The sequence below is a fragment of the Pantoea sp. EKM21T genome (assembly GCF_011800405.1).
In the GTDB taxonomy this organism is placed as follows: domain Bacteria; phylum Pseudomonadota; class Gammaproteobacteria; order Enterobacterales; family Enterobacteriaceae; genus Pantoea; species Pantoea agglomerans.
Window position 1 is genome coordinate 325221 of record NZ_JAALFV010000007.1, and the last position, 18954, is coordinate 344174.

Genomic DNA, 18954 nt, shown 5'->3' on the forward strand with positions numbered 1-18954 from the left:
ATTAAAGTCATTCTCATCCATTAATCGATAAGAAAGGTAAGAGCATTTATGAGAAAGTCACGATACAGCGAAGATCAAATCACAAATGCCATTAAAGCTTCTGAATCGGGCGTGAAAGTCAGAGAGATTTGTGAAGAGTTAGGCATCTCTGAAGCCACGTTCTACAGCTGGAAGAAGAAGTTTTCTGGGTTGTCTTCGGAAGAAGGCAGAAAAATCAAAGAGCTGGAAGAAAAACTGCAGAACATCACGCGTGAACTGCAGACGCTCAACTCGGACAAAGAGATGCTGCAGAGCGTTCTGAAGCACTTCTTTACCACTAATGAAAAACGTCAGGCTGTGGATTTCCTGCAGGCCACCTTTGACATCGGCACCCGTCGCAGCTGCCGCTTATTAGATATCAGTCGCAGCGTATACCATTATCCGTCAGGCACGGAGAACCGCTAAACCCCAATGCTACCGCGCTTTTTAGACTTAACGCTGAGATTTGTTCTTACCAGAAGAGATGAAGATCATTTAACAGGACAATTGCGGCACCCTTTTCCGCTCCATTTATAACTAATGAATGGCTTCACGGCTAAGCTTCTTTTTTTGCGGTAAAATTGATTCACAACAGCAAACGTCTCGCATTCTACGGCTACTCTTCCCTTCCCAATCTCGTTTACGCGGGATTGGGCCCTCCCTTTCTTACGTAAGCCCAGCTAATCGTCGGAACTAAATCGTCTCAATATCATTAAGCCAATTTAAACATCGCACAAAAAACAATCACCGTATATTTGAGTTAATGCTGGACCTGACTCAAATTTTTGCGGCTGCGTTTAATTCCGGGGAATGGGTTAATGGCATATACTTTCTCCAGGATTAATCCAGGATAAATAGTTTATTGCTCCTTATCACTAACGTTATGTGTCTATCTTTTCGCTCTCTTCATTGCGCATCATTGATGCCAGAGATTAATCTTTAATTATTAACGCAGCGGCGGAGTTTTCTTACTCATTCATCACTGAGTGAAGTTAATAGTGGTTTTCAGCCTCCCTTTCTCAGGACCATACCGCAATAAAAAGCCGCTGATAAAAGCATAACGTCCATAATGCTGCGCGATTTTTCCTGATTAATGACCGATATCTGAACAGTTCCTCCCTGGCAACGCTAAACATGGCTATGTTCAGGAGACCATCAGTCCCGTTTTTTCACTGACAAAAGGGGGATGAGAGAGGCTTTCGGGGGTAAAGGCACGATTACGCAGAGGCATGAAATCGATTTCGCGGCACAAATCTGCCGGAGAGCGAGCAAATCGGGGTAGGGTTTAATCTTAAAAAGCCGCGCGGCGTGTTATCCGCGCGGCAGAGGTCTTTTGGCGATCTTCGCGGTTTACTCTTTAATCGCGACGACGAGAGGCTGCGGTTTAATGCGCATTGCCCACAGGACACCAGCCATCAGACAAACAATGCCCGTCACGGTGAGCAGGGGTGGCCAGCTTTGATACCAGAGAAAAGTCCACAACAGACCAAAAAGTATCTCAAAAACAATCAGTGGCCCCATCAGTACGGTGGGCAGACGCTGGCTGGCAGCGTTCCAGCATAAGGTCCCGAGCCAGGAACAGAGCAGACCAATCGCCAGCATCAGGGAGATAAACACCGCAGGACGCGGCCCAAACGGCAGCGAAAAAGCCGGCTGTTGCCAGGCGAGCTGCGCGCTGACCAGCGCGTACATGATTAGCGCCATCGGCAGCGTCACGACTCCCTGCGCTGTTGCCCAGGTCGAGGGCCGCAGTTCGGGATGTGTACGCAGCCAGCGGGCATTGCGCAGCGGATACCAGGTCCAGCAGACCACAGCCAGCAGCGCCAGCGCGATACCGGTCAGATAACGGCTGAGATCAAGGGTGTGGCCCTGACTCTGTAGCTCCGCCGCATTCACGCAGAGTAATCCGGCCGCCATCATGACCAGTGCCGGAAACAGCCGCCGCCACGGCAGGCGTCCTTCAAGATGGCCGTAACAGAGATTGGCCGTCACAGCGATCACCACCGGCAGCGTGCCGATAATCATGGTGGAGACCGGTCCGCCAGTGCGCTGAATGGCGTTCGCCAGAAACGCATAGTAGAAGAGGTTTCCCACCAGCGAGAGCTTTACCGCTTCACGCCAGTCAGCCCGGGCCAGCTTGCGCAGGCGATGACGACCGTGCCGGGCCAGCGGCAGCGCAATCAGCCCAAACGCCACATAACGTCCCGCCGATTGCAGCGCGCCAGGATAGTCAGGCACCAGCAGCGGCCCGACAAAGATCAGCCCCCACAGCAGTCCGGCGGTGACGGCAAACATGACACCAGCAAACATAATTTCTTCCTTATATAGCTTTTTCGTTCAGTGTGGCGGGTTCGGGCGGGGAATGCTTGTAGCAGATTGCGGTGGTATCAGGGCTGGCGCACCTGCTTTTGATAGCGGCCCGGCGTGATGCCATAACGGTTTGCAAAGGCGCGGGTCAGATGGGCCTGATCGGTTAATCCCACCGCCGCCGCAACGCTGGCAGCCGCTTCACCCTGTGCCAGCCTTTGCTTGGCGTCGTAAAGCCGGAAAGCCATCAGCATCTGATGCGGCGTAACGTGATAGTGCTGACGAAAGGCGCGTAAGAAGTGCCACGGCGAAAGCGAGGCCAGCGCCGCCAGCTCATCCAGCCGCACCGGTTCTGCGAGGTTTGCGCGCAGAAAATCTCTTACCTGATCAAAACGATGCCGTGCATCCGGTCTGCCCTGTGAGGACATGCGTGCCAGCGGACGAATCTGCAACAGCAGTTCAGCCAGCAGGCTCTGGCGCGCCAGTGGTGATTCCGCCTGCCAGAGTGTCGCCAGCGTGCGGGAGAGCGGCCGCGCCACGCGCGGATCGGTCAACAGCGCCTCGTTGAACCACCAGCCGCGATCGCCGGTCAGTTCATCCATCAGCTGCGGCTGAATGTAGATCATCTGGTAGCGCCAGCCCTCTTCACACGCTGACTCACCGGTATGCAGTTCATCCGGATTCATCATGACCAGCGAGTTCTCCGGCGCAGTATATTCGGTGCCGCGGTAGCGAAAGCGTTGCGCGCCCGCTTCAATGGTGCCGATACCAAAGGCTTCATGGGTATGGGGTTCAAATGCGTAGCGGGAGATGTGGGCCTGATAGAGTTCCACACCGGGCAGTTCGGCGAGTTGCTGAAACCGGGCGCGGTCTTTCTCACAGGGGAAACTCGCCGGAACACCTTCCACTTCTCTCTCCTTATTTAACCAGTCGGTTTAGCATGCCTGTGACAGGGGGGAAAATGCAAAAGATTGCTTTCCACAATGCCTCAGGTAACACTGTTTTTTTCAAACCAGATGGGATCAAGCATGGCACAGCGGGTAGTCGTGGTCATTGATATGCAGAATGGCGTCTTCAGCACGCCACGCTTCGACACAGCGGGAAGGATTGCACAGATTAACCGGCTGACCGAACGCGCCGATATCACAATATTTATCCAGCACCGCGAAGGCGAGATGTGCGAGGGTAATGCGGCTTTCGGGCTGCTGCCGGAAATCGCTCAGCCTGCTGGCGCACACTATGTGACTAAAACTGCCTGCGACAGCTTCTGGCACACCGACCTGGCCGCGCTGTTAAAGAGGCTGGCGGTAGAGGAATTTGTGGTGTGCGGTTGTGCCACTGACTACTGCCTGGATACCACGATAAAAGTCGGTGCCAGTGCGGGCTATGCGATTACCGTTGCCGCCGATGCGCACACCACGGCAGATCGCCGCTGGGTCAGCGCCGAAGCACTGATTAACCAGCACAATGACGTGTGGGCCTCACTGCTGATCCCCGGCAACGTGCCGCGTGTGCTGAGCACGGAGGCGATTCTGGCGGAATGGTCGTAGCTGGCCGCCAGACGCCGCGCATAAAAAAAGCCCGCAAAGCGGGCTTTTTTTGTACTCTCTGGCCAACGGAATCAGAACGGAATATCGTCGTCGAAATCCATTGGTGGTTCGTTGTTGTTGCTGGCCGGCGCGCTCTGTGGCTGCGGCTGCGGACGGGACTGCGCGCCGCCACTGAACTGGTTATTGTTGCCCTGCGGCTGCTGCGGCTGACCCCAGCCATTGTTGTTGCCACCGCCCTGCGCGCCACCACCGGCTGGAGCGCCTGCACCGGCATTACCGCCCTGCTGACGGCCACCCAGCATCTGCATGGTACCACCAACGTTAACCACGACTTCGGTGGTGTAACGCTCCTGGCCACCCTGATCCTGCCATTTACGGGTGCGCAGCTGGCCTTCGATATAGACCTGCGACCCTTTTTTCAGGTATTCACCCGCGACTTCAGCCAGTTTGCCAAACAGCACCACACGGTGCCACTCAGTGATCTCTTTGTTTTCACCGGTCTGCTTGTCGCGCCAGCTTTCCGACGTAGCCAGCGTAATGTTGGCAACAGCGCCACCATTTGGCATATAACGTACTTCCGGATCCTGACCCAGATTCCCGACAAGAATCACTTTGTTAACGCCACGACTGGCCATGTTGCTGTCTCCCGATGAGTTAATGCATACAGTCTAATCTATCAATTCTAACACGTCCTGCGGTCTGTTTCCCACTTTCGAGCGGGGTTCCAGTTTTAATCCGCTGCGCGCCGGAGGCTGAGAGTACTGGATATTTATTCAGTCTATTTTTTGTGCCATAATGACACGTTTATTCTGGCCGTGTCGGCAAGGCGCGGTGAGTGCTGCTAATCCGGGAAAGGTGAATGGATAAGATCGAAGTTCGTGGTGCCCGCACCCATAATTTGAAAAACATCAACCTGACCATCCCACGCGACAAACTCATTGTGGTAACCGGCCTGTCAGGTTCCGGTAAATCCTCACTGGCGTTTGATACGCTGTATGCGGAAGGTCAGCGCCGCTATGTGGAGTCGCTCTCTGCGTATGCGCGCCAGTTTCTTTCGTTAATGGAGAAGCCGGACGTCGATCATATCGAAGGTTTGTCGCCCGCCATTTCCATTGAACAGAAATCCACCTCGCACAACCCACGCTCGACCGTGGGAACCATCACCGAGATCCATGATTACCTGCGTCTGCTGTTTGCCCGCGTTGGCGAACCGCGCTGCCCGGATCATGATGTGCCGCTGGCGGCGCAGACCGTCAGCCAGATGGTCGATCAGGTGCTCTCCCAGCCGGAAGGCCGTCGCCTGATGCTGCTGGCGCCGGTGGTGAAAGATCGTAAGGGTGAGCACACCAAAACGCTGGAGAATCTGGCGACCCAGGGCTATATCCGTGCGCGTATTGATGGCGAAGTGTGTGACCTCTCCGATCCGCCAAAACTCGAGCTGCAGAAGAAGCACACCATTGAAGTGGTGATTGACCGCTTTAAAGTACGTGAAGATCTCGCAACCCGCCTGGCGGAATCGTTTGAGACCACGCTGGAGCTCTCCGGCGGGACAGCCATCGTGGCGGACATGGATGACAGCGCCGCAGAAGAGCTGCTCTTCTCGGCTAACTTCGCCTGCCCGATCTGTGGTTACAGCATGAGCGAGCTGGAGCCGCGCCTGTTCTCGTTTAACAATCCGGCGGGCGCCTGTCCGACCTGTGACGGCCTTGGCGTACAGCAATATTTTGATCCTGACCGCGTGGTGCAGAATCCTGAACTCTCGCTGGCGGGCGGTGCAATCCGCGGCTGGGATCGCCGCAATTTCTACTACTTCCAGATGCTGCGTTCGCTGGCGGAACACCTCGATTTTGATATCGAAGCGTCGTTCGGCAGCCTGCCAGAAAACGTACAGAAAGTGATTCTGTACGGATCAGGCAAAGAGAGCATCGAATTTAAGTACATCAACGATCGCGGCGACACCTCGGTGCGCCGTCATCCATTTGAAGGGGTGCTCAATAACATGGAGCGCCGCTACAAAGAGACCGAGTCCTCAGCGGTACGCGAAGAGCTGGCGAAATTTATCAGCAACCGCGCCTGTGCCAGCTGTGAAGGAACCCGTCTGCGTCGTGAAGCGCGTCATGTCTTCGTGGAGAACACCACGCTGCCGACCATCTCTGAGATGAGCATCGGCCATGCGATGTCCTTCTTTGAAAATATGAAACTCAGCGGCCAGCGTGCGCAGATCGCCGAGAAAATTTTGAAAGAGATTGGCGATCGCCTGAGCTTCCTGGTCAACGTCGGCCTGAACTATCTTTCGATGTCGCGTTCCGCCGAGACCCTGTCCGGTGGTGAAGCACAGCGTATCCGTCTGGCCAGCCAGATCGGTGCCGGTCTGGTCGGCGTGATGTATGTGCTGGATGAGCCTTCAATCGGCCTGCACCAGCGCGACAACGAACGCCTGCTCGGCACCCTGATTCATCTGCGCGACCTCGGTAACACGGTGATCGTTGTTGAGCATGATGAAGATGCGATTCGTGCCGCTGACCATGTGATCGATATCGGTCCGGGTGCGGGCGTACATGGCGGCCAGGTGGTGGCTGAAGGCACGGTTGATCAGATCATGGCGCAGGAAGCGTCACTGACCGGCCAGTTCCTGAGCGGCAAGCGTGGCATTGCAGTGCCAGAGGAGCGCGTCAAAGGCGACCCGGCCAAAGTACTGAAGATTACCGGCGCACGCGGCAACAACCTCAAGGATGTCACGCTGACGCTGCCGGTCGGGCTGTTCACCTGTATTACCGGTGTTTCCGGCTCGGGTAAATCGACCCTGATCAACGATACGCTCTTCCCGATTGCCCAGCGGGCGCTGAACGGCGCGACCATCGCCGAACCGGCACCTTACCGTGACGTGGCGGGACTGGAGCACTTCGACAAAGTAATCGACATCGACCAGAGCCCGATTGGTCGTACACCGCGCTCCAACCCGGCCACCTACACCGGCATCTTCACCCCAGTGCGTGAACTCTTTGCGGGCGTGCCGGAAGCGCGTTCGCGCGGCTACAATCCGGGCCGCTTCAGCTTTAACGTGCGTGGCGGACGCTGTGAAGCCTGTCAGGGCGATGGCGTGCTGAAAGTCGAAATGCACTTCCTGCCGGACATTTATGTGCCGTGCGATCAGTGCAAAGGCAAACGCTATAACCGTGAAACGCTGGAAGTGAAGTACAAAGGCAAGAGCATTCACGAAGTGCTGGAGATGACCATCGAAGAGGCACGTGAGTTCTTCGATGCGGTGCCGGCGCTGGCGCGTAAGTTGCAGACGCTGATCGATGTGGGTCTCACCTACATCCGCCTCGGTCAGTCCGCGACCACTCTTTCCGGCGGTGAAGCCCAGCGCGTGAAGCTGGCGCGTGAGCTGTCGAAGCGTGGCACCGGTCAGACGCTCTACATTCTGGATGAGCCGACCACCGGCCTGCACTTTGCCGATATCCAGCAGCTGCTGGAAGTGCTGCATAAGCTGCGCGATCAGGGCAACACCATCGTGGTGATTGAGCACAACCTGGATGTGGTTAAAACTGCAGACTGGATTGTCGACCTGGGTCCGGAAGGCGGCAGCGGCGGCGGTGAAATCCTGGTGGCTGGTACGCCAGAAACCGTGGCGGAGTGTGAGAAATCACATACCGCGCGCTTCCTGAAGCCACTGTTACAGAAGTAATTCTGTCAGGCCCGCCGCGTGCGGGCCTTTTACTCTCCCCTGTCGATTCAGCCAGAAAATTGCAGAATCAGGCAAGATTCAGACATGTATAGGCATATACGCTTTTCCCCACGCTGACTATCCTTAAGCGGTTCCTCTTTGGCACGCCCCTGGCGTCGCCCTGTTTTCGCAGCACATCAACGCTGCTGCACTTCATCGAATAACACTCACGACACATCGAAACTGGAGACACCATGAATATTACGCATGCGTATGCTGCTCAGGATGCAAAATCCAAACTGGCACCGTTCGATTTTAAGCCGCGTGAGCTGCGCGCCCATGACGTTCAGCTTGAGGTGCTGTTCTGTGGCGTTTGCCACTCAGACCTGCATCAGGCCCGTAATGAGTGGAAAAACACCATTTTTCCCGTGGTTCCGGGCCATGAAATTGTCGGTCGCGTCACGGCCGTTGGCCCGCAGACGCAGAAATACAAAGTCGGCGATCTGGTCGGCGTAGGCTGCATGGTCGATTCGTGCCGCAGCTGTCCGAGCTGTCAGCAGGGTCTGGAGCAGTATTGTGAAAACGGCTTTGTTGGCACCTATAACGGTGAAGATCGTGAAACCGGCGCCATTACCTACGGTGGTTACTCAACGTCGATGGTGGTTGATGAGAGCTTTGTGCTGCGCATTCCCGAGAACCTGGAGCTGGCGGGCGTGGCACCGCTGCTGTGTGCCGGTATTACCACTTACTCGCCGCTGCGCCACTGGAATGTCGGCCCGGGCAAGAAAGTGGGTATCGTAGGCTTAGGCGGCCTGGGCCATATGGGCGTGAAAATCGCCCATGCCATGGGCGCACATGTGGTGCTGTTCACCACTTCGCCTTCCAAAATTGAAGATGGCAAACGTCTGGGTGCCGATGAAGTCGTGATCTCCAAAGATGCGGAGCAGATGGCGCAGCACGCCAACAGCTTCGACTTCATTCTGAATACCGTGGCGGCTCAGCACGATCTCAACCCCTTCATCACCCTGCTGAAGCTGGATGGCAACATGACGCTGGTGGGTGCACCGGAGCACGATCACCCGGCACCGCAGGTATTTAACCTGATCTTCAAGCGTCGCAGCATCGCCGGTTCACTGATTGGCGGTATCGCAGAGACCCAGGAGATGCTCGATTTCTGTGGTGAGCACGGCATTACGTCAGACATTGAACTGATCGCGATGGACCAGATCAATGAAGCCTATGAGCGCATGCTGAAAAGCGATGTGAAATACCGCTTCGTTATCGACATCAATACCCTGCGCGAGCAGCCTGCCGCGTAACCCGCTGCCTCTGAAACCCTCTTGCTCAGGTAAGAGGGTTTTTTATTGCCGTTTAGCGGGCCGTTGCAACCTGCTGGAATGAGGCATCGACCAGATAGTAGATCTGCGAATCTTTCAGCGAACCGTCCAGGAACAGCGTGCTCCAGTGTGACTTGTTCAGATGCTCGCTGGGAATAATATCGCTATGCTCTTCGCGCAGTAATTCAGCCAGCGCAGGCGTCGATTTCAGCGAGACCGCTGGCCGCCCTTTCGCCTCATGTACCATCGCAAACAGCACGCCGTTGCTTTTAATCTGCGTGGCTTTCCAGTCACTGTGGACGCTCTGCTCCGCGCCCGGCTTACTCATGCAATAGGTCAGTAAGTCTGAGTTATTCATTACGATTCCCCTTGTAAAGTGGCGACAATCCGCCTGGCACCGCCCTCAATGCGATGCTCGCCCAGCCAGATACCCTGCCAGGTGCCCAGCACCAGACGTCCCCGCTGAACCGGTAATAACAACGAAACCCCTAAGGTCGACGATTTGATGTGCGCCGGCATATCATCACGCCCTTCGTAATCGTGCTGATAAGGCGCATTCTCCGGCACGTGCCGCATGAAATGCTGCTCCATGTCGCTGCGCACTGTCGGGTCGCAATTCTCATTTAAGGTTAACGACGCCGAGGTGTGCTGCAACAGCAGATGCAGCAGACCAGTTTTGATATCACGCAGTCCGGAGAGCGAGTTCACGATCTCATCGGTGACCAGATGAAACCCGCGCGGCTTCGCGCTCAGCGTAATAGTTTGTTGATGCCACATAGCTTATTCCTGAAACGGTTACCCCGTTTAAGTGTGCAGCATGTCGCCAAAAGGTAAACCCTGACCCATAAAAAAACCGCCAGAGAGCACCCTGACGGTTTTTTTTACAGCCTGGCGGCAGAGTTACATCACGGCGGCAAACGCTTCAGCCACCTGATGCACATTTTTGCTGTTCAGACCGGCCACACACATGCGGCCGCTGCCCACCAGATAGATGCCAAATTCGTTGCGCAGACGATCGACCTGCTGCGCACTCAGGCCGGTGTAGCTGAACATGCCACGCTGCTTCAGCAGGTAGTCGAAGTTTTTACCTGGCAGTGCAGTGCTCAGCACGTCCACCAGCGACTGACGCATGTCCAGAATGCGTAAGCGCATCGCTTCCACTTCAGCCAGCCAGCTGGCTTTCAACTCGTCATCGTTGAGTACGCGCGCGACAACCTGCGCACCGAAATTCGGCGGGCTGGAGTAGTTGCGGCGAACCGTGGCTTTTAACTGGCCCAGCACACGCGCTGACTCTTCGGCGCTGTCACAGACGATAGAGAGACCGCCCACGCGCTCGCCATAGAGCGAGAAAATTTTGGAAAAGGAGTTGCTCACCAGGGCTGGCAGGCCCGCCGCCGCGACTGCACGCAGCGCATAGGCATCCTGCTGCATGCCGGCACCAAAGCCCTGATAGGCGATATCCAGGAAAGGAATCAGCTGCTGTGCTTTCAGCACCTCAACGGTCTGATCCCACTGCGCATCGCTCAGGTCAGCACCGGTCGGGTTATGACAGCAGGGATGCAGCAGCACGACGCTCTGCGCTGGCAGGGTTTTCAGGGTGCTGATAAAGGCATCAAACCGCACGCCGTGGGTCTCTGCGTCATACCAGGGATAGGTATTTACCTCAAAACCTGCACCATTAAAAATCGCGACGTGGTTTTCCCAGGTCGGATCGCTGACCCAGACCGCAGACTGCGGGAAATAGCGCTTAAGGAAATCCGCGCCCACTTTCAGCGCGCCAGAACCGCCCAGCGTCTGAATAGAGGCGATACGGCCCGCGTTTAACACCGGATGATCGGCACCAAACAGCAGCGGTGCAATCGCACTACGGTAGCTGTTCAGTCCTTCCATTGGCAGATAGAGCGATGCCTGATGCGGCTCAGCATAGATCTGCTCTTCGGCAGCGGCTACAGCCTTCAGCTGCGGGATGATGCCCTTTTCGTCGTAATAGAGGCCGATACTCAGGTTAACTTTGTGTTCGCGTGGGTCTTGTTTGAAGGCTTCCATCAACGACAGAATCGGATCGCCAGCATAGGCATCAACGTTTTGAAACACGGTGTAGGTCTCCATGATTGGTCCAGAGGGAAGATGCGGATTAAACCCGATAGCGTCCCGGACGGTGGTTCATTGCAATAATCAGATTCAGGATCACCGCACCCGCAATCGACGCGAGCAGGATGGGGCCACTCACCACAAAGAGTGACGCCAGCACGACGCAGGTATCGACCACCATTTGCAGCTTCCCCGCGCGGATCCCAAAGCGATCCTGTAGCCACAGCGCCAGAATATTGATGCCGCCCAGGCTCGCCTTATGACGAAATAACACTATAAACCCGATTCCCATGATGACGTTACCGAACAGTGTCGCATAGAAGGGGTTAAGGTCAGAAAAGTGGACGAACAGCGGGTGCAGCTGGGTAAACAGCGACACCAGACCGACGGCGCAGAAGGTTTTCAGCGTAAATTCCCAGCCCATGCGTTTTACCGCAAGCCAGTAAAAAGGGATGTTGATCAGGAAAAACGCGCTGCCGAACGAAAGCGGCGACAGGTAGCTGATCAGAAAGGCGATGCCTGCGGTGCTGCCGGTCAGCGCCCCTGCCTGTTTGAGCATGATGACGCCGAACGAGACCATCAGGGTGCCAAGCACCATCGCCAGCGCATCTTCAATGCGCGAATGTGGGACGCGGGAGGGTTCTGCGATGTTATCCATGGGGTTTTCTCAGTGCAAATGATGCGGTTTCGATGCAAAAAACGCACCATCGCCACAGCACTGAACTGCTGTAAACCGGGTGCCAGCGATATCCCATTGATATCTAAGGCGCTTTAAAAAAGAACTTTGTGCATAAATGCCGGCTGATACCGTCAACCTATGCGTTAAATTCTGACTCTATGCGCGCTCTTCGCATTAATTGCCGCAAGTGTGCACCAAAAGCGCACAGCGCGCACCTTTTTAGCGCGTCTTCTGCTCAGGCAGCATCATCAGCCCGTTCTCTTTCATGCGTCCCAGCACTACCGACGTTTTCACATGGGAAACGCTCTGGTGGCCCGCGACTAACTGGCTGATTAACGCACTAAGGGAATTGAGATCGGCCACCGCCACTTTAAGCAGATAGTCCGCATCGCCGGTAGTTTTATAGGCATCCACGATCGCCTGTTCCTGCTCCACCATCCGGTGAAAGCTCTCAACATATTCTGCGGTGTGGTTAATTAAACGCACCTCAATCAATCCCACCATGCCAAGCCCGATCGCATCGGGCGACAGCCGGGCATGATAACCCAGGATCAGATTAGCCTGTTCCAGATTGATACGTCGGCGGGAACATTGTGAGGCAGAAAGGCCGACCAGATCGCTGAGTTCCTGATTGGTCAGACGGCCGTTGGATTGTAATAAAGTCAGGATTTTAAGGTCGTAATCGTCTACGTGAGTCATTCCGTTTCCACAGCGTGATGGGCGTCGCTTTGTTACAGATAACCCGATAACCCGAGAGGTTGTCCAACACTATTTTGTGATGATGGGGGCTGTCATGCACAGATCGTGCATGACAGCACAAACCGGGGATCATTCGTCGTCGTATTGCGGGCCAGCGTAGTTGTCGAAGCGTGACCACTGACCGTTAAAGGTCAGGCGTACCGTACCGATCGGGCCGTTACGCTGTTTACCCAGAATGATCTCCGCGATCCCTTTAAGATCGCTGTTTTCGTGGTAAACCTCATCGCGATAGATAAACATGATCAAATCCGCATCCTGCTCGATCGAGCCCGATTCACGCAGATCCGAGTTGACCGGACGTTTATCGGCTCGCTGCTCCAGCGAGCGGTTAAGCTGCGACAGCGCTACAACCGGCACGTTCAGCTCTTTGGCCAGCGCTTTCAGCGAGCGGGAGATCTCAGCAATTTCCAGCGTACGGTTGTCCGACAGCGACGGCACGCGCATCAGCTGCAGATAGTCGATCATGATCATGCTTAATCCACCGTTTTCACGGTAGATACGCCGGGCGCGCGAACGCACTTCGGTGGGCGTCAGGCCGGAAGAGTCATCAATGTACATGTTCTTCTTCTCCAGCAGGATGCCCATGGTGCCGGAAATACGCGCCCAGTCCTCATCATCCAGCTGCCCGGTACGAATGCGGGTCTGATCGACGCGGGAGAGTGACGCCAGCATACGCATCATGATCTGCTCGCTGGGCATCTCCAGACTGAAGATCAGCACTGGTTTTTCCTGCAGCATGGCGGCGTTTTCGCACAGGTTCATCGCAAAGGTGGTTTTACCCATCGAAGGACGTGCTGCGACAATAATCAGATCAGAACCCTGCAGGCCCGCGGTCTTTTTATTCAGATCCTGATAGCCGGTATCGACGCCGGTGACGCCATCGTGCGGTGTCTGATAGAGCGATTCGATACGCGAAACGGTCGATTCCAGAATCTGCTCGATGTTTTTCGGGCCAGCATCCTTATCCGCGCGCGCTTCCGCAATTTTAAAGACGTTCGACTCCGCGAAGTCGAGCAGCTCTTCGCTGTTACGCCCCTGCGGATCATAACCGGCATCGGCAATCTGGTTAGCGACGGCGATCATCTCACGCACCACCGCACGTTCGCGCACGATGTCAGCATAGGCGCCGATGTTCGCCGCGCTCGGGGTGTTTTTCGCCAGTTCCGCCAGATAGGCGAAGCCGCCCGCCATCTCCAGCTCGCCACGGGTTTCCAGCGATTCGGAGAGCGTAATCAGGTCAATAGGTTTGCTGTTTTCCAGCAGCCGCTGCATCTCTGAAAAAATCAGCCGATGCGAGCGGTTGAAAAAATCATTCGCGACGACGCGCTCAGAGACATTGTCCCAGCGCTCGTTATCCAGCATTAACCCACCGAGCACCGACTGCTCCGCTTCCAGCGAATGCGGGGGCATTTTCACGCCTGCGAGCTGGCGATCCTGCGTTTCGTTCGATTTGTTGGTGGGTTTATTTCCTGCCATAGTGAATGCATTACCGATCTTCTGTGGGGACGCGCAAGTATACCTTAGTTGGGGTGCGTGCCTCACCCTCATGATGAAACAATCACAGGAGTCAGAATGGCAAAGCGTATTCAGTTCAGCGCACATGGCGGCCCGGACGTTTTAGAGTGGACAGATTTTGAACCTGCTGACCCGGCCGAACATGAAGTGCAGGTAGAACATCGCGCTATCGGGATTAATTACATCGATACCTATGTTCGCAGCGGGCTTTATCCGGTCGCCGCTTTTCCCTCTGGCCTGGGTACAGAAGCCGCAGGCGTGGTGTCGCGGGTTGGACGTGGCGTGACATTATTTAAGCCCGGCGATCGCGTGGTCTACTGTCTGGCGTCGATGGGGGCCTATAGCGAAGTGCACAACGTGGCGGAAGATCGCCTGATGCATCTCCCGGAGGCGATCAGCTTTGAGCAGGGCGCAGCCAGCTACCTGAAAGGGCTGACCACACAATATCTGCTGCGCCAGACCTATAAAATCAGCGCCGGTGAGACCTTTCTGTTTCATGCCGCAGCGGGCGGCGTCGGGTTAATTGCCTGTCAGTGGGCAAAAGCGCTGGGTGCCCATTTGATTGGCACAGTCGGGTCAGCAGAAAAGGCAGCGATGGCGAAAAAGGCCGGCGCCTGGGCGACGATTAACTACCGCGAAGAGAATATTGCGCAACGCGTCAGCGAACTGACCGATGGGAAAAAAGTGGGCGTAGTTTATGACTCCGTGGGCAAAGATACCTGGGAAGCATCGCTGGACTCATTGCGCCGTCATGGGCTGATGGTCAGTTTTGGCAATGCTTCGGGTCCGGTGACCGGGATAGATCTCGGCATTCTGAATAAGAAAGGCTCGCTGTTTGTGACCCGCCCTTCACTGTTTGGCTATATCACCAACCGTCAGGAGCTGGAAACCGCCAGTGCCGAGCTTTTCTCGCTGCTGGCGAGCGGCGCAATTAAAGTTGATGTACCGGAGCAGCAGAAGTTTGCGCTGAAAGAGGCCAGCAAAGCGCACCAGATGCTGGAGAGCCGCGCCACGCAGGGATCCTGTCTCTTAATTCCATAATAGTGAGCAACAAAAAGGGCCTCCCGCGGGAAGCCCTTATCTTTTTTTATTTTTTGTTCGCGCTGGTGTAGGGACAGCGGCGATGAATTCGTGTCGAGTCGATGGCACATCGATTTGACGACAGGCATCCTGCCAGAAAACATAAGTAAAAAATATGTTTAATTGCAGATCAGCCCTGACCAATCTCTCACACTGTGATCTTCACCGCATTTAGCGCCAGCCTTTGCGGTCTAACCTGTTGATCTTACGCCGCAGCTTGCGACGTGCTCGCTCATCGCTGTCGCCAAAAAAGGCACGATGCAGCCAGACCGCAATCACCGCCAGCACCAGCCACGGCAACACTTTAATAACAATTGCAAACAGTCCACCGACAAACATCACGATGGTTGCGACCACCAGTGCCGCCAGCACGCCTAACAGCGAAACGCCGGTCAGCAACAGCATCAGGAAAAACCCCAATACGAATAAAATTTCCACGTCAGCGCTCCTTTTTGAGATTGATTGTTATAGCTATTACAAAAAACGTGCCAACAGTTAACTCATTGATTTTCTGCTGATAAGAGATAAACATAAGAGCGCAACCTGGTGAGAAAAACCACATAATGGCGTAAAAAAAACCAGCATTCAGAGCTGGTTTTTTCGGGTTCAGGTGAGGCGTCAGGCTTCCTGCGGGATTTTATCGGCGACCAGCGCCAGCGCCGCCTCCAGCACACGGACATCGGCACCGGGTTTGTGGGCATTTTCACTCAGGTGGCGTCGCCACTGGCGGGCGCCCGGGATCCCCTGGAACAGACCCAGCATATGGCGCGTGACATGTCCCAGATACGTCCCCTTTGCCAGTTCCGCTTCAATATAGGGATACATGGCGCGCACCACTTCAACCGGGTTCGCCGCCGGATGCTGACGACCAAACAATGTCTGATCGACCTGCGCCAGAATGCCGGGGTTTTGGTAGGCTTCACGTCCCATCATCACGCCGTCAAGGTGTTGCAGATGGGTCAGTGCCTCTTCCAGGGTTTTCACGCCGCCATTGAGGGCAATGGTCAGTTGCGGAAAATCGCGTTTCAGCTGATAGACGCGGGGATAATCCAGCGGTGGAATCTCGCGGTTCTCTTTCGGGCTGAGGCCGGAGAGCCAGGCTTTACGCGCATGAATGATAAATGTCTCACACTCACCGCGTCCCGCCACCGTGCCGATAAAATCGGTCAGGAATTCATAGCTGTCCAGCTCATCGATACCAATGCGGGTTTTCACCGTGACCGGAATTGAAACTACGTCGCGCATCGCTTTAACGGCATCTGCGACCAGATTCGCCTCGGCCATCAGGCAGGCGCCGAAACGGCCATTCTGCACCCGATCAGAGGGACAGCCGACATTAAGATTGACTTCATCGTAACCGCGCTGCTCTGCCAGCTTCGCGCACTGCGCCAGTGCCGCCGGATCGCTACCGCCAAGCTGCAACGCGACCGGATGCTCAGCCTCACTGTAAGCCAGGTAATCCCCTTTGCCATGAATGATTGCGCCCGTAGTCACCATTTCGGTGTAGAGCAGCGTGTCACCGGTCAACTGGCGATGAAAATAGCGACAGTGACGATCGGTCCAGTCGAGCATAGGGGCGATAGAGAAACGTTGCGAAGAGAAATTAGGCATGAAGCGCAGACAATCCGGTAATTAAGGGGTGATGGAATTCTGTGCAAGGATAACACAAGGGCGGGCGATAGTGCATCGCCCGCCCCCGAACAGTCTGATTAACGCGCTTAGAAGTTAAAGCCCAGCTGCATCATCGCGCCCCAGGTGTTGTTAGCACCTACAGAGCCCGCCAGATCCAGATGGACGGCTTTGTTAAACGGTGACAGACCAAAACCGGCCGTAGCGACATTTTCGTCGTTAGAACGCATGTCCGCACGATAACCTGCACGCAGCTGCAGCCAGTCAAGTACGCGGTATTCCGCGCCCACTGCCGCATACTGGCTGTTATCCTGAGTTTTGAAGCGTTTGGTTTCAGTCAGATCCACATCGCCCGTCACGGTAAACGGACCTTTATCCCAGGCCAGACCGGTGGTGACCAGCGGGCGAATCTGGTAGGTGTCGCGGAAACCATTGACCTCTTTGGTCTGCAGATCGCGTGAAACCAGGTTCTGTCCGGTTACACCCAGCGTCCAGTTTTCAGCAAAGGTGGTCGCCAGACCGGCATCAACGTTAAAGCCGGTGTCGGTGCTGCGATACTGGCTGTTATTGATGTCACTTTTGTCGTAGTTGTAAATGCTGGCGGTGTAGTTATAGAGCCAGGTTTTCTGCACTTTCGGTGTGACGCCTACCGATACTGGCTGACCAGCTATGGTGAACTCATGCGCCACCGCAACACCATAATCGGTGACCAGCGCCGCTAAGCCATTCGCGCTGGAGCGCAGGTTATTTTGATCGCCAGGACGAGGAAACGCCCCGTTTTCTATACTGCGCAGGTAGTCAATATCACTCTGTACCACGTTAGCGCGGACGTGCGCTGTACCGTAGGCTTTGGTGATAAAGGCGAAAGGCAGAGTTTCGTTAGGGATCGTAACGGCCACGGCCGCGCCGGCAGAACCGTCTGCTTTGTTACCGCGCAAATCGCTTAGCTTATCAGCAACATCACCTGAGGCAGCGCGCAGTTCAGAGTTAACACGGAAAAAATCTGCAAGAGTGAGGTTGCCAACAACGTCGCGGTAGCGATCAACGGTATCGGTAATATCATCCACTTTATCTATCAGCTTATCTTTGTCAGTCACCTGAATGCCCGCTGAGGGAAAAATAATGCTGACGCTATCGTCGGGTTTGGCGCGCGTCATTAATGCCGGGTTCGCCAGCACTGCGGAGCCATAAAGAGAAGATGCTACGCCGGTGCCGCCCATGGCGTCATTACGTGCATCATACCAGGTCCCTGCCGCCATGGCGGAAGAAGAAAGGAAAAGCGCGGTCGTTACAGCTGTGTAGATTAGCGCTGAACGTTGAGCGGATTTTTTCACCATTTGCCTGCCATCACCTGAGAAATTGCCATTGAAACATTCAATGACTGAATAGTTTGTTAGCCCTATTGTGAACCCTGGCTAACGCGTTATTGCTGTGAATTCAAAGGAAACAGTGTCTTAATTCAAAGGATTGGACGTTTTCCAATCAAAAAAACGTTGTAATTGTTCAAACTGCATTGGGATATTTCAAATAATGCCAGACTTTTCTTAAGTCTTTCTGAACATTACTTCTTAACTCAGTGAGATGCAAAGCAAAATGCCAACAAATTCCGCTTCAGGTTGATTCGGAATGGATCTGATTTGTCGTCAGATTTGAGATAGAAGACGGCTTAAATTCTGATTATGCTGCTTTATCAGGCAAATGATGCTGTTTTTTCAGACGAAAACCAACCTCAGCGCCGCGAAACTATGTGTGATAAAATAACATCACTTATCCAGCGGAGAATTTTCATGACAAACATGACGTCGCAGCAAATTTTGATTCAGGCCGAAAAGATGTGCCTGCAGCGCGGTGTGCGTCTGACTTCGCAGCGTGCTGAAGTATTGCGCCTGATGGCCGAGCAGTCTGGCTCGATCAGCGCCTACGATCTGCTGGATCAACTCCGGGTCAGCGAGCCGCAGGCCAAGCCACCCACGGTTTACCGGGCGCTCGATTTCCTGCTGGAGCAGGGTTTCATTCATCGGGTGGAATCCAACAACAGCTACGTCATGTGTCACCATTTTGAGGCACCAGCACATACCTCGGTGATGCTGGTCTGTGACCGCTGTGCCGCCGTTACAGAGAAACAGGCGCAGGGCGTAGAGAAAATCATTGCTAGCCTGGCAGGTGAAGCGCAGTTTGCATTACGCCACAGCGTGATTGAAGCGCATGGTTTATGTGAAAATTGTGCTGCGGTTGAAGCCTGTACGCACCATGAAAGCTGCGAGCATGACCATCAGGATGAGGGTAAAAAGCGGGGGAAACGCGGGTAATCGGCACATCCTT

At 54.9% G+C, this 18954-nt stretch carries 18 protein-coding genes; 6 read left to right on the top strand and 12 right to left on the bottom strand.

The window, feature by feature from the left end:
- The first annotated feature begins 48 nt into the window (after positions 1-48).
- On the top strand, positions 49-444 hold the full coding sequence (locus tag HFD87_RS16495) for a transposase (protein WP_003855733.1): 396 nt from the start codon (positions 49-51) through the stop codon (positions 442-444).
- Positions 445-1368: 924 nt separating this feature from the next.
- Here the strand turns inward: HFD87_RS16495 and HFD87_RS16500 are convergent.
- Together HFD87_RS16500 and HFD87_RS16505 are read right to left on the bottom strand one after the other, a co-directional pair.
- Positions 1369-2328, bottom strand: coding sequence for a DMT family transporter (locus HFD87_RS16500; protein ID WP_163799191.1), 960 nt, complete (start codon positions 2326-2328; stop codon positions 1369-1371).
- 77 nt (positions 2329-2405) lie between these two features.
- Complete coding sequence (locus HFD87_RS16505) at positions 2406-3233, bottom strand: AraC family transcriptional regulator (RefSeq protein WP_010252176.1); 828 nt, start codon at positions 3231-3233, stop codon at positions 2406-2408.
- Between the two features lie 120 nt (positions 3234-3353).
- Between HFD87_RS16505 and HFD87_RS16510 the strand changes: the two genes are divergently transcribed.
- Positions 3354-3875 carry an isochorismatase family protein gene (locus tag HFD87_RS16510; RefSeq protein WP_029519506.1) on the top strand — a complete coding sequence of 174 codons (522 nt, stop codon included), beginning with the start codon at positions 3354-3356 and terminating at the stop codon, positions 3873-3875.
- 71 nt (positions 3876-3946) lie between these two features.
- On the opposite strand, the gene ssb1 is transcribed toward HFD87_RS16510, so the two are convergent.
- Entirely contained in the window at positions 3947-4510 is a 564-nt protein-coding gene (gene ssb1 / locus HFD87_RS16515) for a single-stranded DNA-binding protein SSB1 (RefSeq protein WP_010252180.1), read from the bottom strand.
- Positions 4511-4734: 224 nt separating this feature from the next.
- Here ssb1 and uvrA point away from each other — a divergent pair, with 224 nt between their 5' ends.
- Both uvrA and HFD87_RS16525 read left to right on the top strand, forming a co-directional pair.
- Positions 4735-7563 carry an excinuclease ABC subunit UvrA gene (gene uvrA, locus HFD87_RS16520; protein WP_010252182.1) on the top strand — a complete coding sequence of 943 codons (2829 nt, stop codon included), beginning with the start codon at positions 4735-4737 and terminating at the stop codon, positions 7561-7563.
- A gap of 233 nt (positions 7564-7796) precedes the next feature.
- Complete coding sequence (locus HFD87_RS16525) at positions 7797-8861, top strand: NAD(P)-dependent alcohol dehydrogenase (RefSeq protein WP_010252184.1); 1065 nt, start codon at positions 7797-7799, stop codon at positions 8859-8861.
- A gap of 52 nt (positions 8862-8913) precedes the next feature.
- Here HFD87_RS16525 and HFD87_RS16530 read toward each other — a convergent pair whose 3' ends face one another.
- The 6 genes from HFD87_RS16530 to dnaB all read right to left on the bottom strand — a co-directional run bounded on the left by HFD87_RS16530 (position 8914) and on the right by dnaB (position 13884).
- Complete coding sequence (locus tag HFD87_RS16530) at positions 8914-9237, bottom strand: MmcQ/YjbR family DNA-binding protein (protein ID WP_010252186.1); 324 nt, start codon at positions 9235-9237, stop codon at positions 8914-8916.
- Positions 9237-9656, bottom strand: coding sequence for a secondary thiamine-phosphate synthase enzyme YjbQ (locus HFD87_RS16535; protein ID WP_031591785.1), 420 nt, complete (start codon positions 9654-9656; stop codon positions 9237-9239). Before HFD87_RS16535 ends, HFD87_RS16530 begins: the two co-directional genes overlap by 1 nt.
- Before the next feature lie 123 nt (positions 9657-9779).
- Positions 9780-10973 carry an amino acid aminotransferase gene (locus HFD87_RS16540; protein ID WP_158132190.1) on the bottom strand — a complete coding sequence of 398 codons (1194 nt, stop codon included), beginning with the start codon at positions 10971-10973 and terminating at the stop codon, positions 9780-9782.
- Between the two features lie 40 nt (positions 10974-11013).
- A complete protein-coding gene (locus HFD87_RS16545) occupies positions 11014-11628 on the bottom strand; it encodes a YitT family protein (RefSeq protein WP_010672216.1) in 615 nt (204 codons plus the stop codon).
- A gap of 240 nt (positions 11629-11868) precedes the next feature.
- A complete protein-coding gene (locus HFD87_RS16550) occupies positions 11869-12348 on the bottom strand; it encodes an Lrp/AsnC family transcriptional regulator (protein ID WP_010252196.1) in 480 nt (159 codons plus the stop codon).
- A 129-nt stretch (positions 12349-12477) separates the two neighbouring features.
- Positions 12478-13884 carry a replicative DNA helicase gene (gene dnaB / locus HFD87_RS16555; RefSeq protein WP_010252197.1) on the bottom strand — a complete coding sequence of 469 codons (1407 nt, stop codon included), beginning with the start codon at positions 13882-13884 and terminating at the stop codon, positions 12478-12480.
- A gap of 96 nt (positions 13885-13980) precedes the next feature.
- Here dnaB and HFD87_RS16560 point away from each other — a divergent pair, with 96 nt between their 5' ends.
- Positions 13981-14964, top strand: a complete 984-nt coding sequence (locus HFD87_RS16560) for a quinone oxidoreductase (protein WP_010252198.1) — start codon at positions 13981-13983, stop codon at positions 14962-14964.
- Positions 14965-15174: 210 nt separating this feature from the next.
- Here HFD87_RS16560 and pspG read toward each other — a convergent pair whose 3' ends face one another.
- The 3 genes from pspG to HFD87_RS16575 all read right to left on the bottom strand — a co-directional run bounded on the left by pspG (position 15175) and on the right by HFD87_RS16575 (position 17969).
- Positions 15175-15441, bottom strand: a complete 267-nt coding sequence (gene pspG / locus HFD87_RS16565; protein WP_010252199.1) for an envelope stress response protein PspG — start codon at positions 15439-15441, stop codon at positions 15175-15177.
- Positions 15442-15621: 180 nt separating this feature from the next.
- Positions 15622-16614 (bottom strand): tRNA dihydrouridine(20/20a) synthase DusA, encoded by a 993-nt coding sequence (gene dusA, locus HFD87_RS16570; RefSeq protein ID WP_010252200.1) that lies wholly within the window; start codon positions 16612-16614, stop codon positions 15622-15624.
- 107 nt (positions 16615-16721) lie between these two features.
- A complete protein-coding gene (locus HFD87_RS16575; protein WP_158132075.1) occupies positions 16722-17969 on the bottom strand; it encodes a conjugal transfer protein TraF in 1248 nt (415 codons plus the stop codon).
- A gap of 450 nt (positions 17970-18419) precedes the next feature.
- Here HFD87_RS16575 and zur point away from each other — a divergent pair, with 450 nt between their 5' ends.
- Positions 18420-18941 carry a zinc uptake transcriptional repressor Zur gene (gene zur / locus HFD87_RS16580; protein WP_167423686.1) on the top strand — a complete coding sequence of 174 codons (522 nt, stop codon included), beginning with the start codon at positions 18420-18422 and terminating at the stop codon, positions 18939-18941.
- The last annotated feature ends 13 nt before the right edge of the window (positions 18942-18954 follow it).

Coding starts and splice junctions, on each gene's coding strand:
- ssb1 (WP_010252180.1), bottom strand. CDS start 4,510: ATGGCCAGTCGTGGCGTTAACAAAGTGATTCTTGTCGGGAATCTGGGT.
- HFD87_RS16500 (WP_163799191.1), bottom strand. CDS start 2,328: ATGTTTGCTGGTGTCATGTTTGCCGTCACCGCCGGACTGCTGTGGGGG.
- HFD87_RS16525 (WP_010252184.1), top strand. CDS start 7,797: ATGAATATTACGCATGCGTATGCTGCTCAGGATGCAAAATCCAAACTG.
- dnaB (WP_010252197.1), bottom strand. CDS start 13,884: ATGGCAGGAAATAAACCCACCAACAAATCGAACGAAACGCAGGATCGC.
- HFD87_RS16510 (WP_029519506.1), top strand. CDS start 3,354: ATGGCACAGCGGGTAGTCGTGGTCATTGATATGCAGAATGGCGTCTTC.
- dusA (WP_010252200.1), bottom strand. CDS start 16,614: ATGCCTAATTTCTCTTCGCAACGTTTCTCTATCGCCCCTATGCTCGAC.
- HFD87_RS16545 (WP_010672216.1), bottom strand. CDS start 11,628: ATGGATAACATCGCAGAACCCTCCCGCGTCCCACATTCGCGCATTGAA.
- HFD87_RS16530 (WP_010252186.1), bottom strand. CDS start 9,237: ATGAATAACTCAGACTTACTGACCTATTGCATGAGTAAGCCGGGCGCG.
- HFD87_RS16535 (WP_031591785.1), bottom strand. CDS start 9,656: ATGTGGCATCAACAAACTATTACGCTGAGCGCGAAGCCGCGCGGGTTT.
- HFD87_RS16495 (WP_003855733.1), top strand. CDS start 49: ATGAGAAAGTCACGATACAGCGAAGATCAAATCACAAATGCCATTAAA.
- HFD87_RS16550 (WP_010252196.1), bottom strand. CDS start 12,348: ATGACTCACGTAGACGATTACGACCTTAAAATCCTGACTTTATTACAA.
- uvrA (WP_010252182.1), top strand. CDS start 4,735: ATGGATAAGATCGAAGTTCGTGGTGCCCGCACCCATAATTTGAAAAAC.
- HFD87_RS16560 (WP_010252198.1), top strand. CDS start 13,981: ATGGCAAAGCGTATTCAGTTCAGCGCACATGGCGGCCCGGACGTTTTA.
- HFD87_RS16575 (WP_158132075.1), bottom strand. CDS start 17,969: ATGGTGAAAAAATCCGCTCAACGTTCAGCGCTAATCTACACAGCTGTA.
- zur (WP_167423686.1), top strand. CDS start 18,420: ATGACAAACATGACGTCGCAGCAAATTTTGATTCAGGCCGAAAAGATG.